This window comes from Rhizobium sp. FG113 (assembly GCF_057809895.1).
Window position 1 is genome coordinate 108,549 of the sequence record NZ_JBMDKV010000016.1, and the last position, 15,676, is coordinate 124,224.

The window sequence follows — 15,676 nt, forward strand, 5'->3', positions numbered from 1 at the left end:
TGCATGTAAGCTGAGTTGCATGGGGGGCCAATGAAACGAAATCTTCTATCCGTCGCCGCACTTCTGTTCGGCACGCTCTTTCTGTTCATGGGCAATGGCCTGCAAGGCATCCTCCTCCCCGTCCGCGGCAATCTCGAAGGTTATGCGACCACCACGCTCGGCCTGCTCGGCACATCCTGGGCCGCCGGCTTCGTCATCGGTTGCCTTGTTGCGCCGAAGATGGTCAGCCGCGTCGGCCATGTGCGCGCCTTCTCCGGCTTCATCTCGATCATCGCCATCATCGCGCTGGTGAGCGGCATCGCCGTTCATCCCGTCTGGTGGGTGCTGCTGCGCGCCGTCACCGGCTTTGCCACGGCCGGCACCTCGATGATCATCGAGAGCTGGCTGAACGAGCGCGCTACAAACGAGAGCCGCGGCGCGATCTTCTCGCTCTATATCGCCATCACCCTGATCGGCGTCGTCGCCGGCCAGATGATGATCCCGCTCGAGGATGTCCGCACACCCATTCTCTTCATGATCTGCGGCATCTTCTATTGCATCGCCATGCTGCCGACACTGCTGTCGACCGCCGCCTCGCCGCAGCCGCTGAAGGCCGTGAAGCTCGATCTCAAGGCGCTCTATCGCAACTCCCCGGTCTCCTGCCTCGGCATTCTCCTGGTCGGCATCGCCAATGGCGCCTATGGCACGCTGGGCGCCGTCTTCGGCGCCGGCGCCGGTCTCTCGGATACCTCGATCGCCATCATGATGAGCTCGACCATCTTTGCCGGCGCCGTCATGCAGCTCCCCGCCGGCCGCCTCTCCGACCGCATCGACCGTCGTTATGTGCTGGCCGCCATGTCGGCGATCGCGGCCCTTGCCGGGCTGATGCTCGTCGTCCTCCACCCCTCCTCGCCCGCCTTCATCATCACGCTGGTGGTGCTCTATGGCGCGGTCGCCAACACGCTCTATCCGATCGCCGTCGCCCACGCCAACGACTACGCCTCCTCGGAGGACTTTGTGAAGGTCTCCGGCGGCCTGCTGCTGCTCTATGGCATCGGCACCATCATCGGCCCGACGATCGGCGGCCCCGTCATGTCGATGGCGAGCCCGCACGCGCTGTTCCTGGTCACCGCACTAGCACACGTGCTGATCACCGCTTACGCGATTATCCGCAGCCGCGCGCGCGCCGCCATTCCGGCAAGTGACCGCGACGCCTTCACCACCATCCCGACGGCCACCTCGCAGATGATGACGCCCGAGGGCATGACGCTTGCCGATCGGGGGCAGAACAAGACGCCCGAGCCGCCGATGGAGCCGGCAACCCGATAGACTTGGAATGCGGAGACGGCCGGGCGCTTGCCCGCCGACACGAGGACGGAGGACCGAACATGACCTTCATGGATGACGACCGGCCGCAGAAGAAGCCGAATCACGAGATCGGCATGGACCTCTCGATGATGTCGGTGGACGAGCTCAACGCGCGTATCGGCATGCTCAAAGCCGAGATTTCGCGCATCGAGCAGGAAGCCGCTCGCAAGGCATCGGGAAGATTGGCCGCAGAAAACCTCTTCAAATCGTGACCCGGCAAAAGCCCGGATTTGATTTATAGCCGCCGCGCAAGTGTTAATTCGGCACACACTTAATGAGGCGTTAAGCTTTCTAATGTATTGATGTGCTCATCCGGACTTGCTCTGGATCTCAGACAGTTTCCCATGCGGTGAATTGGTCTGATTTTTCTCCCTGTTTTACCTTGAGAGCCGCTTTTGCGGCTCTCCTTTTTCGCATTGGCTGGGGACGAAAACCACGAAACTGTGGAAGTTAACCCTTTATTAAGAAACGCCTTGCGCTATTAGGCTAAAACTACCATCTTTAAAGTCATTAAGGCCGACCGGTGAAACCTTTTGGGACCGGCCTGCGTTACCTGATCAATAAGTAGATGCGTGCAACAGGGACCCTTTAAATGTCAGAGCTTGGATTGAACACGATCAGTTTTGCAGGACGCGCTGCCGCATCGTCGCAGTTTAAGACATTGTACTCCGAGGGCATGTCGCTGGTCGAAGAGACCGCCGCCTATCTGGATGGCAATGGCCGCACCGCATCAAAGGTTCTGCCGCGCATGGCATCGGTTCTCTACGCAGCGGAATCCATGCGCCTCACCACCCGCCTGATGCAGATGGCCTCCTGGCTCCTCCTGCAGCGCGCCGTCAACAATGGCGAAATGTCGCGCGATCAGGTTCTGGCCGAAAAGAACAAGGTTCGCCTCGACGGCTTCAACGTCGACCGCAACGCTCCGGGCTGGGGCGACCTTCCAGAAGCTTTCCGCGACCTGATCGAGCGCTCGCTGCGCCTGCAGAACCGTGTGGCCCTGCTCGACCGCGAAATCTATCGCCCGAACGAGGCAGCCATCGTGCCTGACAACCAGAACAGCGTCCAGGCTCAGCTCAGCCTGCTGCAGACGGCCTTCGGCAACAACTGATCCATTCAAGGTAGACTGCATAAACCGGCTGCGTTCCCTGCGCGGCCGGTTTTTTGTTGTTGTCACTTACCAATGAAGAAGGAAGACCGCACGTGACAGTGGCAATTGCGATCAAGTTTCAGAACCAAATCTATGCACCAACGTTCCAACTGCTCAATGAGCTCGCAGCCACTCCGTTGGCTATGGACCCCGATTCCAACAGCTTGCTTCATAGATTTGAAGGACTTTGCCTCCACGCGCATCACTTCGGAGAGCGAAACAAGATTCCGGTTAAGAACAACAGAAAACTCCGGGACATAGCAGACTCTATAAAACATATAAGATCGAAAGACCCACAGGTGACACTCGAGAGCTTCGGCGCCTGGGAGTACAAGAACGATCTATTCAGGTTCATCTCACACGGCATTGAGGCCAAATGGGAACCCGATAAGACAATGGACGCGATCGCATGCCTATTGGGACATGTGAATGAACTAAATCGAAAGCTCCAAGCAAACCTACCCGATCTGAAGATGGGCGAGTCCGGCTATGGCTTCTATGATTGGGCCTTTGCTTATCACCTGCCTTTAGTCTCAATAGCAACTCTCAGCCACCGGATAAGGATCCTGGAGAGAACAGAGACCGATAACTACAGGTCGTTTGCACCTCCCAACGTCAGGTTCGTCGTATTGGCGGGGGACCTAATCGGCAGCAGACCTGAGGACCATTTTCCGGAAATCCGGTAGTCGCCTCCCAAACGCAAAAAAGCCCCGCTTTCGCAGGGCTCCTTCGAAATCAGTGCAACAGCAGCGATTAGAGGCCGAGGCCGCCGAAACGCTTGTTGAACTTGGAAACGCGGCCACCGCGGTCCATGAGCTGCTGGTTGCCGCCCGTCCAGGCCGGGTGCGACTTGGAATCGATTTCGAGGTTCATCACAGCGCCTTCCGAACCCCAGGTCGAGCGGGTTTCGTATTCGGTGCCGTCGGTCATGACTACCTTGATGGTGTGGTAGTCGGGATGGATTTCAGCCTTCATAACAATCTTCCTGCGATGTCACGTCCATTTGACGCACCACGTTGCGACAAGAGGACCGATTGAATAAATGAAGCCGCAGTCGCTACTGGCTACGGCTTCCCATTAGGATGCGGTGCCTATACATGAAGGCCATTAGGATAACAAGAGCCATCGACCGTGTTGCACGGTGTTGAGGGCTGCTGGAGATTGAATTGACAGACGCAATGCAGACCGAGAAGAAAAAGTCCCGCTCCTTGAAACCTCTCGGCAGACTGACGCCTTACGTCATGCGTTATCGCGGCCTCGTCACCGGCGCCCTCTTCTCGCTGGCGCTCGCCGCCGTCACCTCGCTGGCGCTTCCTCTTGCCGTGCGCCGCATGATCGACCACGGCTTTAGCCACTCCGACGGCCGCTTCATCAACAGCTACTTCATCATGCTCATGGTCATGGCGGTCGTGCTCGCCATATCGAGCGCGCTGCGCTACTTCTTCGTCATCACGCTTGGCGAGCGCATCGTCTCGGATCTCCGCCGCGACGTCTTCGCGCATGTGACGCGGCTGTCCGCCTCCTTCTTCGACGTCAACCAGTCCGGCGAGATCGTCTCCCGGCTGACGGCCGATACCACGCAGATCAAGTCCGCCGTGGGCGCCACCGCCTCGGTCGCGCTGCGCAACATGATCCTGTGTCTCGGCGCCATCGTCATGATGGTCGTCACCTCGCCCAAGCTCGCCAGCCTCGTACTCTTGGCGATCCCGCTCATCGTCTTCCCGCTGGTCGCCTTCGGCCGCTCGGTGCGTAAGCGCTCGCGCGCCGCACAGGACACGCTGGCCGAGGCCTCCGCCTTCGCCAACGAAACCATCGCCGCCACCCGCACCGTCCAGGCATTCGGTGGCGAGACCGCCGCGGCAAACCGCTATGGAGCAGCCGTCGAAGCCGCCTTCGCCGCCGCCCGCGCCGCCATCCGCTCGCGCTCGCTGCTGACGGGCATCGCCATCACGCTGATCTTCGGCAGCGTCGTCGCCGTCCTTTGGGTCGGCGCGCACAATGTGCTTGAGGGCACGCTGTCTGCCGGCACGCTTGGCCAGTTCCTGCTCTATTCCGTCATCGCCGCCGGCTCGCTCGGGGCGCTGTCGGAAGTCTGGGGCGAACTCTCGCAGGCAGCCGGCGCCGCCGATCGCTTGACCGAACTGCTCGACGAAGTCTCTCCGATCGTAACGCCGGCCTCCCCCATCGCCCTGCCCGATCCGAGCCTCGGCCGCGTCGAGTTCACAGACGTCCACTTCGCCTATCCCTCGCGCCCCGACACATCCGCGCTGCATGGCCTGAGCTTCGCGGTCAAGCCGGGCGAGACCGTCGCCATCGTCGGCCCCTCAGGCGCCGGCAAGACCACCATCTTCTCGCTGCTGCTGCGCTTCTACGATCCGCAGCAGGGCGCCGTCATGATCGATGGCGTCGACGCGCGCCAAGCCGACACCGATGGCCTGCGCAAGCGCATCGCCATCGTCCCCCAGGACGTCACCATCTTCGCCGCCTCCATCCATGACAACATCGCCTTCGGCCGCCCGAGCGCCACGCGCGAGGAAGTCCGCGCCGCCGCCATCGCCGCCCAGGCCGACGAGTTCATCGCGCGGCTGGAGCAAGGCTACGACACCACGGTCGGCGAACGCGGCATCATGCTGTCGGGCGGCCAGCGCCAGCGCATCGCCATTGCCCGCGCCATCCTAAAGAACGCGCCGATCCTTCTGCTCGACGAAGCCACCTCGGCGCTCGATGCAGAAAGCGAAACGCTGGTGCAGCGGGCATTGGACGGCCTGATGGAAGGTCGCACGACGCTCATCATCGCCCACCGCCTCGCAACCGTGCTGAAGGCCGATCGCATCCTGGTCCTCGACCAGGGCCGCGTCGTCGAGGAAGGCACCCACCAGAGCCTCGTGCGCCACGGCGGCATCTACGCCAAGCTGGCCCGGCTGCAGTTCGATGCCGGTGCGGAGGAGCTTCTTGCGGCGGTGAAGTGACGGCGGAGTGATGTTTCCACTGAGGATTGCAATCGCAAAGGTGCTGCAATAGCGTTGAACCGTATCCAGGGCGCGGGCGATGCGGTTCAACGGTTTCGATTGGGATGATGGCAACTGGCCGAAATGCGGCAGGCATGGTCTGTCCATTCGGACGATCGAATCCGTGTTCGAGCGCCCGGTGAGCATCTTCGACGATCCCTTCGACCCGGGATTGGAGACGAGGATGCGCGCGATCGGCAAGGATGAGCAAGACCGTTACGTCTTCATCGTCTTTTGCCTGCGCGTCAAAAACGGTGTAACTTTGCTGCGTCCCATCAGCGCGCGCTACATGCACGCAAAGGAAGTGAGGCACTATGAACAGCAAAAGTCTTAAGCCGCTTCCGCGCTTCTCCTCCGACCAGCAGGCCGAGGATTTCGTCGCCGATGCCGACCTGAGCGAATTCGATCTCTCCAGCGGTCGTGACATGTTGTTTGAGAAGATCTCGCCAGAACACGTGGCGGCGGGCGATTACGTCTTCGTAGTCACGAAGGACGCACAAAGCCGCTTTCATTTTGACGTTAAGCAATCGAGCGGCGAAATCTTGTTCTCGTCCGCGCCCCTGAACTCAAGAGACGCGGCGCTAAAGGCAATCGATGCGTTCAAGGCCGGCATATCCGCAGCTGCGACCAAAGACGCCTCGGACGCCGCCGCCTGAGCGCACCCGCCCAAACATCCCGATGGAATAATTGGATTTTTTGTTTTAGGCTGCGCTTGCAGATTTAAACAACATCCTGATTCCGGGAGACAATCGATGTATAAGTTCGAAGTTTATAAGGACAAGGCAGGCGAATTCCGTTTCCGTTTCAAGGCATCGAACGGCGAAGCGATGTTCGGCTCCGAGGGCTACAAGGCCAAGGCGTCGGCGCTGAGCGCGATCGAATCCATCAAGAAAAACGCTCCCGGAGCCGTCGTCGACGACACCACCAAGGCGGCTGACGCCTGATACATCAAAGGCGGCACCTCAGGGCGCCGCCTTTTTTTATGCTGCTGGGCCATGAACGGTTGTGCAATGCCGCGCCGTTACTTGCGCAAGCGCAACTCACCCGTCACTTCTCCGTCAGCTTCAGCTCGATCCGTCGGTTGGTCGCGCGTGCCTCGGGCGTATCGCCAGGCGCGATCGGCTGATACTCGCCGAAGCCTGCGGCCACCAGCCGGTCGGCAGGAACGCCTTGCGCGATCAGGAACTTGACCACCGAGATCGCGCGCGCCGAAGACAGCTGCCAGTTGTCGGCGAAGCGGCCGGTGCCGGCGAGCGGCACGTTGTCGGTGTGGCCGTCGACGCGCAGCACCCAGTTGATCTCCGGCGGAATCTCCTTGGCGACGTCGAGCAGTGCTGCCGCGAGCTTGGCCATCTCCGTCTGTCCGTCGGGATTGAGATCGGCGCCGCCGGAGGGGAAGAGCACTTCCGACTGGAACACGAAGCGGTCACCGACGATGCGGATGTTCTCGCGGTCAGACAGGATCTCACGCAGGCGCCCGAAGAAGTCCGAGCGGTAACGGTTGAGCTCCTGCACGCGCGCGGCAAGCGCCACGTTGAGGCGGCGGCCGAGATCGGCGATCTTCGTCTGCGACTGCTGGTCCTTCTGCTCGGAGGCCTGCAGCGCCACCTCGACGGCGGCGATCTGGTTGCGCAGCGCCGCGATCTGCTGGTTGAGCAACTCCACCTGGCTCATCGCCCGGTCGCTCATCTGCTTCTGCTCGTCGAGCTCCTTGGTGAGCGAGCCGATGCGCTGCTGCGCCGCGTCCTGGCCGCCGGAGCCGGCCGAAAGCAGCGACTGCAGCCGTGAGCGTTCGCCCTCGGCGGTCGCAAGCGAGGCCTGCAGGTTGGCGACGCTGTCCTCGAGATCCTGCTTGCTGCCCTTTTCGAGCGCCAAGAGCTGCGTCAGTTCGTTGATCTGGCTGTTCAGCCGGTTCATTACCTCGTCGCGGCCGGATATTTCGCGGCTGAGAATAAACTGCCCGACGACGAACACCGTGAGCAGGAACATCACCGCGATCAGAAGCGTCGACAGCGCATCGACGAAGCCAGGCCAGTAGTCGACCGTGCGTTCGCGGCGACGGTTGCGGGCAAGAGCCATGGCTTACTTGCCCTCGCTCTTTTCGGTCTGCGGCATGCGGGGGCGCTCGGCGGACGCATGCTTTTCCTGCGCGCCGATCCGCTCAGCCAGCCGGTCGAGCGTGCGGCGCATGGCCTTCGCCTCGTCCTGCTGCGCCTCGATCCAGTCGCGCAGCATCTGCTGCTCGTTGCGCATGTTCTTGACCAGCCCCTGGATGCCCTCGGCGAGATTGGCCATGGCCGCGACAGAGCGCTGGCTGCCGCCGCCCTCTTCAGAGACCTTCTGCATATATTCCGACAGCGCCCGGATCTCTTCCGGCGAAACGCCGCCCTTGGTGTCGATGACGGGTGCCGCGAGGTCGGAGCCGACATCGGTCACCGACGACAGCCAGTTTTCCAGCTCGGTATAGAAGCGGTTTTGCGCGCGGCCGGCCTGCAGGTCGAGAAAGCCGAGGATGAGCGAACCGGAAAGACCAAGCAGCGACGACGAGAACGCCTGCCCCATGCCCGAAAGCGGCTGCGACAGCCCCTCTTTCAGCGCCGAAAGCACATCCGAGGAGCCATTGGTTCCGGCGTCGAGCGACTGGATGACGTTGCTGATCGAGCCGATCGTGCCGATCAGGCCCCAGAAGGTGCCGAGCAAACCGAGGAAGACGAGGAGACCGATGAGATAGCGCGAGACGTCGCGGGATTCGTCAAGGCGGTTGGCGATCGAGTCGAGAATGGAGCGGAAGGCCGTGGTCGAGATGCCGGCGGCCGAGGAGGTGCGGCTGCCGATCAGCGTGCGCATCGGCGCCAAGAGCTTCGGGTTGCGGTTCACCTTGTCGGCACTGCCGGCGGCGCGGAAAGAATTGAACCAGCGCACCTCGGGCCGAAGCGACAGCACATGGCTGAAGACAAGGATGATGCCGATGCCGAGAACGCCGAGAATGAGGCCGTTCAGCCCCGGATTGTGCATGAAGGCCGTCTGCGCCTGGCGGAACAGGATGGATGCTATGAACCCGACGATGACGAGGAACAGCACCATCGTCCACAAAAAGGGCATCGGGCTGGATAGCTTATAGCTGTAATTTCCCGTGGTTTTTTCGGTCGAGCCGAACTCCGCCACATTCACATTTTCCATAGATTCCGCAGCCTCCGGCCTCATCACAGCCGGAGACTAGATCATCATTGTGCCGAATTGAAGTATGCGGAACGAAAAAGCCTGTCTTTATAACAAAGACTTACCGGCTGGGCACCGGGCGCTTGGCAACTTCCATGAGCGCCTTCTGGATGTATTCGTTGCCGGCCACGACGCTGCCGGTCTCGAGAATCGAGTTGCCGCCATCCCAATCGCTGACATAGCCGCCGGCTTCGCGGATGAGCAGGATGCCGGCCGCGATATCCCAGGCCGAAAGGCCGGTTTCCCAGAAGCCGTCGAAACGACCGGCCGCGACGTAAGCGAGATCGAGCGAGGCCGAACCCATGCGGCGGACACCGGCGACTTCGCCCATGACGTGTCGGAGTTCGACGAGGAATTTGCCATGATTGCCACGGCCAAGATGCGGAACGCCGCAGGCGACGACCGAGTCAGAGAGCACGCGACGCGCGCCGACGCGCAGGCGGCGATCGTTGAGGAAGGCACCGCCGCCACGCTCGGTGGTGTAGAGCTCGTCGGTCGCCGGATTGAAGATGACGCCGGCGACGATCTCATTGTTGCGCTCGAGCGCGATCGACACCGCGAACATCGGAATGCCGTGCAGGAAGTTGGTGGTGCCGTCGAGCGGATCGACGATCCAGCGATGCGCGCCGTCGGTGCCCTTGATCTCTTCGCCTTCCTCGCCGAGGAAGCCATAGGTCGGGCGTGCCTTCAGAAGCTCTTCGCGCACGATCTTCTCGGCCTTGCGGTCGGCGGACGAGACGAAATCGCCCGGTCCCTTGACCGAGACCTGCAGGTTCTGCACTTCGCCGAAATCACGCCCCAGCGATTTTCCTGCCTTGAGGGCAGCCTGAACCATGACATTGAGAAGAGCTGAACGGGCCATGTGGGCGGTTTTCCTTGGGCTAAATAGGTGCGCGTTGTCAGGGCGGGGATGGTCCCTGATCGCCGGTAGAGGCTGCGCTTTATAAGATTGGCGGCTTCAAGACCACAAAATCGGGGAAATTTCAAGAGCGGCGCCGCATGGCTGCATTGAATCGCAGAAAGGCCGCAGATTAATTCTGGACAGATCAGTCTGCAATTCCTATATCTCCGCCATGGCAAGACATAAGGAATTCGATCGTGACCTGGCGCTTGGCGCCGCCATCAACGTGTTCTCCGAGCACGGCTATGAAGGCACGTCGACGGACCAGCTGCTGACGGCAATGAAGATCAGCCGCCAGAGCATGTACGATACCTTCGGCGACAAGCGAGGCCTCTACCTCCAGGCACTGCAGCGCTACAACGCCGACAGTACCGCAAGATTGATCGACGACCTGAAGCGTCAGGCATCGCCCGTCGAAGCGCTCGAAGGTGCGCTCGTCGCCTTCGCCTCGCGGCCGTCGTCGGAAGCCAGCCGCGGCTGCCTCGGCGTCAGCGCTGTCTGTGAGTTCGGCCGCACCGACCTTGATATCGCCACGCTGACTGACACAGCGGCTCGCGCCCTGTCCACGGCGCTGAAGATGATCATCGAAGACGGCCGCAAGAGTGGCGGCATCGCATCCGACATCGACCCCGACGAGGCCGTCCACTTCCTCGGCGCGACCCTGTCAGGCATGAAAGTCAGCGCCCGCAACGGCGCCTCCCCCGAAACCCTTCGCGGCATCGCCCGCATGGCCATCCGCAGCCTGCGCTAGGCCCACAGCAAGACCGCGTCGCGTTTTCTTGCCTAATTCTAGACTGAATGATCCAGAAACCAGAAAGGAAATTTGAAATGTCTCACTCTCTCACCGACAAGGTTGCCCTCATCACCGGTGGCTCGCGCGGCATCGGCGCGGCGATCGTCCGCAGGCTGGCGCAAGACGGCGCAGCCGTGGCCTTCACCTATGCCAGCAGCGATGACCGGGCCAAGGCGCTGACCGCCGAGATCGAAGCCAAAGGCGGCAAGGCGCTGGCGATCAAGGCCGACAGCGCCGATCCCGAGGCCGTGCGCAATGCCGTCGCCACGACAATCGACCACTTCGGCGCGCTCGACATCCTCGTCAACAATGCCGGCATCCTGATGCTCGCCCCACTCGATGAATTCGCGCTGGAAGATTTCGACCGCATGTTCGCGGTCAACGTCCGCGCCGTCTTCGTCGGCACCCAGGCAGCGGCCAAGCACATGCAGGCAGGTGGCCGCATCATCAATATCGGCAGTGTCGTCGCCGACCGCAGCGGCTTTGCGACATCCTCGGTCTACAGCATGACCAAGGGCGCCATCGCCTCCATGACCCGCGGCCTGGCGCGCGATCTCGGCCCGCGCGGGATCACCGTCAACACCATCCAGCCGGGACCGACCGCTACCGACATGAACGGCGCGCCGGGCACGGAGGAGCACCTGTCGCCGCTGATGGCGCTGGGCCGCATGGGCGAGGACAGCGAAATCGCCAGCCTTGCGGCCTATCTCGCCAGCCCCGAGGCATCCTTCGTCACCGGCTCGGCGCTCACCATCGACGGCGGCTACCTCGCCTGAACGCAAAAAGCCGGCGGTACTCACACGCCGCCGGCTCTCATCTGTTTATTGTCACGCCTCAGAACTTCTGCTGCGTGATCAGAACTTCGCGGGCGATCTGCTCCAGCGGCAGGATGCGATCCACCCCGCCCTTGGCAATCGCCTCCTTCGGCATGCCGAAGACAACGGAGGTCGCCTCGTCCTGCGCCACCGTGTAGGCGCCGGCCTGGTGCATCTCCAGCATGCCCTTGGCGCCATCGTCGCCCATGCCGGTCATGATGATGCCCATGGCGTTGGAACCTGCCGAACGCGCCGCCGAACGAAACAACACATCGACCGACGGCCTGTGGCGCGAGACCAGTGGCCCGCTCTTGACCGCAACGTGATAGCGCGCGCCGCGCCGCTCCAGCAGCATGTGGCTGTCGCCGGGCGCGATCAGCACATGGCCGCGCAGCACGGGATCGCCATCGACGGCTTCCTTGACCTCGACCTCGCACAGGCTGTTCAGCCGCTTGGCGAAGGCGGCGGTGAATTTCTCCGGCATGTGCTGGACGATGACGATGCCAGGCGCATTGGCCGGCAGCGCTTCCAGAAACTCGCGCAGTGCCTCGGTGCCGCCGGTCGACGCGCCGACGCAGACCACCATCTCGGTCGTCTTCGCCATCGCCTTGCCTGATGGCGGCGGCAGCATCGCATCCGCCGTCAGCTTCTGCGCCGGCATCGGCGCGCCGGGGCGCAGGCTGTTGACGTTGCGTCTGACATTGCCGAGGCGCGCATGCGAGGCGCTCTTTACCGCCTCGCGGATGCGGACGGCATCGTCGGCCAGACCGTCGGCAGCGCCGATCTTCGACTTCAGGATCACGTCGACGGCGCCGGCCTCCAGCGCCTGCATCAGCGTTTCCGACCCCGCCTCCGTCAGCGACGAGCACATGACGACGGGGATCGGCCGCTGCGACATAAGCTTGCGCAGGAAGGTGATGCCATCCATGCGCGGCATCTCGACATCGAGCGTGATGACATCGGGAATCTCTTCCTGGATCTTCTTCGCCGCCATGAAGGGATCGGTCGCGACCCCCATGATCTCGATATCGGGATCTTCCTGCAGCACGCGAACGAGCGTCTGGCGAACGCTTGCGGAATCGTCGATGACGAGAACGCGGATCTTCTTGCCCATATGCTCTTTGACCTAGATGCGCTGGAACACGGTGTTGGAAACCTGCTTCAGGGGCAGGTCGATACCGGTGATGGATTCGGAGTGGCCGATGAACATGTAGCCACCGGGCAGGAGCCGCGCGCATAAGCGCTTCAGAACGCCTGATTGCGTCGGCTTGTCGAAGTAGATCAGCACGTTGCGGCAGAAGATCATGTGCATCCCCTCGCCGACGGGATAGTTCTCGTCCATCAGGTTCATGCGGGCGAAGCCGACGCGGCTACGCAGATCGGCCGAGATCCGGACCTCGCGGCGATCCTTCTGCTTGGCGACCATCACGTATTTGCGCTGCAGCTCACGCGGCACCGGATGCACCAGATCCTCGGAATAGATGCCGCGCCGCGCCGTCGCCAGCACGTCGGTGCTGAGATCGGTCGCGAGGATGCTGTAGTTGAGGTCGCGCCGGTCGGCGACGAACTCTTCGAGCACCATGGCCATCGTATAGGGCTCAGCCCCCGTGGAGCAGGCGGAGCTCCAGGTGCGGATGGTGCGGACGCCGCTCGATACGAGAGCGGGAAGCGCCACCTGCTGCATGTATTCGAAGTGGCGCGCCTCGCGGAAGAAGTCGGTCTTGTTCGTCGTCACCGCGTCGATCAGATAGACCGTCTCCTGCTCCAACCCGTCATCGTGAAACAGGAAGTCGCAATAGTCGTCGAAGGTCGCGTGCTGCGTTGCCCGCAGCCGGCGGCGAAGCCGGCCTTCGAGCATCGTCAGCTTTGTCGGCGGCATCTTGATGCCGCTGTAGTCATAGATGAACTGTGCAAGCTTTTCGAAATTCCGCTTGCTGATCCTGTCGCCCATCATCGGGGCCTCAACGGCAGCCATGCTCATAAGTCAAAATACTCCAGCGTGTCCGCTCAGGCGGCCGATTGCAGGGCGGAGGCATCCTCGCGCGACAGAAGCCGCGCGAGATCGACGATGACGACGAAGCCGGTTTCCCGGCGCACCACGCCGGAAATGTAATCCGAGCGCCAGCGCACGCCGATGTCAGGCGCCGCCTCGATCTGGTCGCGCCGAAACGGCGTAACCTCGAAGACCCGGTCGGCAACGAGGCCGAGCGTGAGCAGCCGGCTCTCCATAGGGATATCAAGCACGAGAACCCGCGTATGCGACGTGGGCACCGTCTTAGACATACCGAGCTTCAGCCTGAGATCGATGGTCGGGACGCCCTGGCCGCGCACGTCGCGCAGGCCAAGGAGATAGTCGGGACCATTCGGGATCTTGAAGGCCTCGGCATAGTCGAGGATCTCACGAACCACCTCCACCGGCACGGCGAAGATTTCCTCGCCGAGGCTGAAGGTGACGAACTGCGCTTCCTGGGAGGTGGTTGCCATATTATGCGCTTTCCTTGAAATCGGCGTCGCCGTCATCGGGTCCGCCCATGGCCATGTCGAGTGCGAAGCCCTTGGCGCGCGCCTGCTGCGCCGAGACCGAGTTGGCAACCGGCTTGGATGCAGGCTTGCGGGCGGCTGCGGGTGCCGGGCTGCGCACGCTGATGCGGGCGGCGGGTTTACGGTTATCGCGGCTGCCGGCCATGTCCACCTTGAAGAAGGCGATCGAGGTCTGCAGTTCTTCCGCCTGGCTCGCCAGCTCTTCCGAGGTTGCCGACATCTCTTCCGATGCGCCGGCGTTCTGCTGCGTCACCTTGTCGAGCTGCTGGATCGCTTCGTTGATCTGCGAGGCGCCGATATCCTGTTCGCGGCAAGCGGCGCTGATTTCGGACACCAGTTCCGCGGTCTTGCGGATGTCAGGAACCAGACGACCAAGCATGTCGCCGGCTTCGCTGGCGGCCTTGACGGTATCACCAGACATCGCGCTGATCTCGGCGGCAGCAGACTGGCTGCGCTCCGCAAGCTTGCGAACTTCCGAAGCCACGACCGCAAAGCCCTTGCCATGCTCGCCGGCACGCGCGGCCTCGACGGCGGCGTTCAGCGCAAGCAGGTCGGTCTGGCGAGCAATTTCCTGGACGATGCCGATCTTCTCGGCGATCGTGCGCATGGCCTCGACGGCGCGGGTCACGGCATCGCCGGAAGCTTCGGCATCCTTGGCGGACTGGCGAGCGATCTTCTCGGTCTGGGCTGCGTTGTCGGCATTCTGCTTGATGTTGGCGGCCATCTCTTCCATCGAAGCAGACGCTTCTTCGGCGGATGCTGCCTGTTCGGTGGCGCCCTGCGACACCTGCTCCGAGCTTGCCGACAGTTCCTGGCTACCAGCCGAGACATTCTCGGCGGCTGCAATCGCATCGGCGACGACGCCGCGCAGGCGCTCCACCATCTGCTCCAGCGCGAGACCGAGCGTATCCTTGTCCGACAGCGGCTTCGGCGCGACGGTCAGGTCACCGTTCGAAATCTGCGTGGCGATGTTGGCCGTGTTGCGCAGGTTTGCGGTCATCACCGACATCGAGTTCACGAGGTCGCGAATTTCGTCGTTGCTCTTGTGGTCGATCTCCTGATTGAGGTCGCCAATGCTGACAGCGTCGGCAAGATTGACCGCGCGCTTCAAGCCACGGGAGATGCTGAGCGAAATCCACAGGGCGACGACAGCCGAGAAGACCAGAACGCCGACGACGATCGCGATGAGCAGTATCTTGGAGTCGTTGTACTGGGTGTTGGTCAGCTGGTCTGTGTTCGAGAGATCGGCGGCAATCGCGTCATTCAGCCCGCCGAGAGCCGTCAGCAGGACACCCGTGACCTTCGCACCCTCGCCCATCGAAAGCGAGGCCGCCTGTTTGTTGGATTCGACAGTGTTCTGGCGACCGAAATCGAGGATCTTGTCCTGCATCTGCAGCCACTGCGGATAGGCCTGGCGGAATTCGGCGACCTTGGCGACAACGGCGGAGTTCGTTTCATGGTCCAGCTGCGTCAGCAGTGCCTGAATGTCCGTGCGAGCAGACTGTACTTCCTGGACGTAGCTCTGAATCTGCGACGCATCCTCGTTGAGGATCACGTTCTTCTCGGCGCGCACGGACTTGTAGACCGAATCCGAAAGGTCGCTGGAGTTCTTCAGGTTGGCGGCAGGTCCCTGAACGATGTCTGTAATAGCGACGTTCAGGCCGGAAAGGCTGGAAATGGCAAGTGCTGCCATTCCGCATGTCATGAGAATGATGAGGCCAAAGGCAAGGCCAAGTTTCAACTTGATCGTAAAGCGCATGGGTATGCTCCAGGGCATTGGATTTGAGTAGTTCCCTCTGAAGCGCGAGCCTTAATTCGCGCCGCCGAGGGAAGGATTTTGCATCATGATGGGAAGAGCGAGCATTTACCCTTGCACCACGGATTCTGCCGCCGTGGCCGCATCCA

Annotated in this window: 18 protein-coding genes; 10 read left to right on the plus strand and 8 right to left on the minus strand. The window is 62.0% G+C overall.

Translation table 11 applies throughout. The features are described from left to right. The first annotated feature begins 30 nt into the window (after nt 1-30). From ACODTZ_RS27590 to ACODTZ_RS27605, 4 genes are all read left to right on the plus strand, one after another. The gene (locus ACODTZ_RS27590) at nt 31-1,308 is read left to right on the plus strand and encodes an MFS transporter (RefSeq protein WP_018899678.1); all 1,278 of its coding nucleotides are present in this window, start codon (nt 31-33) and stop codon (nt 1,306-1,308) included. Between the two features lie 59 nt (nt 1,309-1,367). Continuing rightward, on the plus strand, nt 1,368-1,559 hold the full coding sequence (locus ACODTZ_RS27595) for a DUF1192 domain-containing protein (RefSeq protein ID WP_489029574.1): 192 nt from the start codon (nt 1,368-1,370) through the stop codon (nt 1,557-1,559). Nucleotides 1,560-1,939: 380 nt separating this feature from the next. Beyond that, a complete protein-coding gene (gene rcdA, locus ACODTZ_RS27600) occupies nt 1,940-2,455 on the plus strand; it encodes a protease adaptor protein RcdA (RefSeq protein WP_026283232.1) in 516 nt (171 codons plus the stop codon). A gap of 92 nt (nt 2,456-2,547) precedes the next feature. Then, nucleotides 2,548-3,180 carry a hypothetical protein gene (locus ACODTZ_RS27605; RefSeq protein ID WP_489029575.1) on the plus strand — a complete coding sequence of 211 codons (633 nt, stop codon included), beginning with the start codon at nt 2,548-2,550 and terminating at the stop codon, nt 3,178-3,180. Nucleotides 3,181-3,247: 67 nt separating this feature from the next. Here the strand turns inward: ACODTZ_RS27605 and rpmE are convergent, their stop codons facing one another. Further along, nucleotides 3,248-3,469 carry a 50S ribosomal protein L31 gene (gene rpmE, locus ACODTZ_RS27610; protein WP_037182697.1) on the minus strand — a complete coding sequence of 74 codons (222 nt, stop codon included), beginning with the start codon at nt 3,467-3,469 and terminating at the stop codon, nt 3,248-3,250. A gap of 203 nt (nt 3,470-3,672) precedes the next feature. Here rpmE and ACODTZ_RS27615 point away from each other — a divergent pair, with 203 nt between their 5' ends. The 4 genes from ACODTZ_RS27615 (at nt 3,673) to ACODTZ_RS27630 (ending at nt 6,446) form a co-directional block, all read left to right on the plus strand. Then, the gene (locus tag ACODTZ_RS27615; RefSeq protein ID WP_489029646.1) at nt 3,673-5,463 is read left to right on the plus strand and encodes an ABC transporter transmembrane domain-containing protein; all 1,791 of its coding nucleotides are present in this window, start codon (nt 3,673-3,675) and stop codon (nt 5,461-5,463) included. Between the two features lie 79 nt (nt 5,464-5,542). Continuing rightward, nucleotides 5,543-5,836, plus strand: coding sequence for a BrnT family toxin (locus ACODTZ_RS27620; RefSeq protein WP_111563336.1), 294 nt, complete (start codon nt 5,543-5,545; stop codon nt 5,834-5,836). Further along, nucleotides 5,817-6,158 carry a CopG family antitoxin gene (locus tag ACODTZ_RS27625; protein ID WP_489029578.1) on the plus strand — a complete coding sequence of 114 codons (342 nt, stop codon included), beginning with the start codon at nt 5,817-5,819 and terminating at the stop codon, nt 6,156-6,158. Before ACODTZ_RS27620 ends, ACODTZ_RS27625 begins: the two co-directional genes overlap by 20 nt. A gap of 96 nt (nt 6,159-6,254) precedes the next feature. Then, complete coding sequence (locus ACODTZ_RS27630; RefSeq protein ID WP_047509410.1) at nt 6,255-6,446, plus strand: YegP family protein; 192 nt, start codon at nt 6,255-6,257, stop codon at nt 6,444-6,446. 103 nt (nt 6,447-6,549) lie between these two features. Here the strand turns inward: ACODTZ_RS27630 and ACODTZ_RS27635 are convergent, their stop codons facing one another. From ACODTZ_RS27635 to ACODTZ_RS27645, 3 genes are all read right to left on the minus strand, one after another. Next, nucleotides 6,550-7,581, minus strand: a complete 1,032-nt coding sequence (locus ACODTZ_RS27635) for a peptidoglycan -binding protein (RefSeq protein WP_018899686.1) — start codon at nt 7,579-7,581, stop codon at nt 6,550-6,552. Nucleotides 7,582-7,584: 3 nt separating this feature from the next. After that, the gene (locus tag ACODTZ_RS27640; protein ID WP_489029580.1) at nt 7,585-8,682 is read right to left on the minus strand and encodes a flagellar motor protein MotA; all 1,098 of its coding nucleotides are present in this window, start codon (nt 8,680-8,682) and stop codon (nt 7,585-7,587) included. 100 nt (nt 8,683-8,782) lie between these two features. Further along, nucleotides 8,783-9,583 carry an inositol monophosphatase family protein gene (locus ACODTZ_RS27645; protein ID WP_113235219.1) on the minus strand — a complete coding sequence of 267 codons (801 nt, stop codon included), beginning with the start codon at nt 9,581-9,583 and terminating at the stop codon, nt 8,783-8,785. Nucleotides 9,584-9,794: 211 nt separating this feature from the next. Here ACODTZ_RS27645 and ACODTZ_RS27650 point away from each other — a divergent pair, with 211 nt between their 5' ends. Continuing rightward, on the plus strand, nt 9,795-10,373 hold the full coding sequence (locus tag ACODTZ_RS27650) for a TetR/AcrR family transcriptional regulator (RefSeq protein ID WP_489029583.1): 579 nt from the start codon (nt 9,795-9,797) through the stop codon (nt 10,371-10,373). Nucleotides 10,374-10,450: 77 nt separating this feature from the next. Further along, nucleotides 10,451-11,191, plus strand: a complete 741-nt coding sequence (locus tag ACODTZ_RS27655; RefSeq protein WP_489029585.1) for a 3-oxoacyl-ACP reductase family protein — start codon at nt 10,451-10,453, stop codon at nt 11,189-11,191. A gap of 58 nt (nt 11,192-11,249) precedes the next feature. Here the strand turns inward: ACODTZ_RS27655 and ACODTZ_RS27660 are convergent, their stop codons facing one another. The 4 genes from ACODTZ_RS27660 to ACODTZ_RS27675 are packed head-to-tail and all read right to left on the minus strand — an operon-like array spanning nt 11,250 to nt 15,530. Continuing rightward, the gene (locus tag ACODTZ_RS27660; protein WP_113235213.1) at nt 11,250-12,344 is read right to left on the minus strand and encodes a protein-glutamate methylesterase/protein-glutamine glutaminase; all 1,095 of its coding nucleotides are present in this window, start codon (nt 12,342-12,344) and stop codon (nt 11,250-11,252) included. Between the two features lie 12 nt (nt 12,345-12,356). Continuing rightward, the gene (locus ACODTZ_RS27665; RefSeq protein WP_489029587.1) at nt 12,357-13,211 is read right to left on the minus strand and encodes a CheR family methyltransferase; all 855 of its coding nucleotides are present in this window, start codon (nt 13,209-13,211) and stop codon (nt 12,357-12,359) included. A 26-nt stretch (nt 13,212-13,237) separates the two neighbouring features. Then, nucleotides 13,238-13,714, minus strand: coding sequence for a chemotaxis protein CheW (locus ACODTZ_RS27670; RefSeq protein WP_111563342.1), 477 nt, complete (start codon nt 13,712-13,714; stop codon nt 13,238-13,240). Between the two features lies 1 nt (nt 13,715). Then, nucleotides 13,716-15,530, minus strand: a complete 1,815-nt coding sequence (locus ACODTZ_RS27675; protein WP_489029590.1) for a methyl-accepting chemotaxis protein — start codon at nt 15,528-15,530, stop codon at nt 13,716-13,718. Between the last annotated feature and the right edge of the window lie 146 nt (nt 15,531-15,676).

What these genes read in the sequence shown, in the direction of transcription:
- ACODTZ_RS27590 (WP_018899678.1), top strand. Translation starts at nt 31, where the DNA reads ATGAAACGAAATCTTCTATCCGTCGCCGCACTTCTGTTCGGCACGCTC.
- ACODTZ_RS27595 (WP_489029574.1), top strand. Translation starts at nt 1,368, where the DNA reads ATGACCTTCATGGATGACGACCGGCCGCAGAAGAAGCCGAATCACGAG.
- rcdA (WP_026283232.1), top strand. Translation starts at nt 1,940, where the DNA reads ATGTCAGAGCTTGGATTGAACACGATCAGTTTTGCAGGACGCGCTGCC.
- rpmE (WP_037182697.1), bottom strand. Translation starts at nt 3,469, where the DNA reads ATGAAGGCTGAAATCCATCCCGACTACCACACCATCAAGGTAGTCATG.
- ACODTZ_RS27615 (WP_489029646.1), top strand. Translation starts at nt 3,673, where the DNA reads ATGCAGACCGAGAAGAAAAAGTCCCGCTCCTTGAAACCTCTCGGCAGA.
- ACODTZ_RS27620 (WP_111563336.1), top strand. Translation starts at nt 5,543, where the DNA reads ATGCGGTTCAACGGTTTCGATTGGGATGATGGCAACTGGCCGAAATGC.
- ACODTZ_RS27625 (WP_489029578.1), top strand. Translation starts at nt 5,817, where the DNA reads ATGAACAGCAAAAGTCTTAAGCCGCTTCCGCGCTTCTCCTCCGACCAG.
- ACODTZ_RS27630 (WP_047509410.1), top strand. Translation starts at nt 6,255, where the DNA reads ATGTATAAGTTCGAAGTTTATAAGGACAAGGCAGGCGAATTCCGTTTC.
- ACODTZ_RS27635 (WP_018899686.1), bottom strand. Translation starts at nt 7,581, where the DNA reads ATGGCTCTTGCCCGCAACCGTCGCCGCGAACGCACGGTCGACTACTGG.
- ACODTZ_RS27640 (WP_489029580.1), bottom strand. Translation starts at nt 8,682, where the DNA reads ATGGAAAATGTGAATGTGGCGGAGTTCGGCTCGACCGAAAAAACCACG.
- ACODTZ_RS27645 (WP_113235219.1), bottom strand. Translation starts at nt 9,583, where the DNA reads ATGGCCCGTTCAGCTCTTCTCAATGTCATGGTTCAGGCTGCCCTCAAG.
- ACODTZ_RS27650 (WP_489029583.1), top strand. Translation starts at nt 9,795, where the DNA reads ATGGCAAGACATAAGGAATTCGATCGTGACCTGGCGCTTGGCGCCGCC.
- ACODTZ_RS27655 (WP_489029585.1), top strand. Translation starts at nt 10,451, where the DNA reads ATGTCTCACTCTCTCACCGACAAGGTTGCCCTCATCACCGGTGGCTCG.
- ACODTZ_RS27660 (WP_113235213.1), bottom strand. Translation starts at nt 12,344, where the DNA reads ATGGGCAAGAAGATCCGCGTTCTCGTCATCGACGATTCCGCAAGCGTT.
- ACODTZ_RS27665 (WP_489029587.1), bottom strand. Translation starts at nt 13,211, where the DNA reads ATGAGCATGGCTGCCGTTGAGGCCCCGATGATGGGCGACAGGATCAGC.
- ACODTZ_RS27670 (WP_111563342.1), bottom strand. Translation starts at nt 13,714, where the DNA reads ATGGCAACCACCTCCCAGGAAGCGCAGTTCGTCACCTTCAGCCTCGGC.
- ACODTZ_RS27675 (WP_489029590.1), bottom strand. Translation starts at nt 15,530, where the DNA reads ATGCGCTTTACGATCAAGTTGAAACTTGGCCTTGCCTTTGGCCTCATC.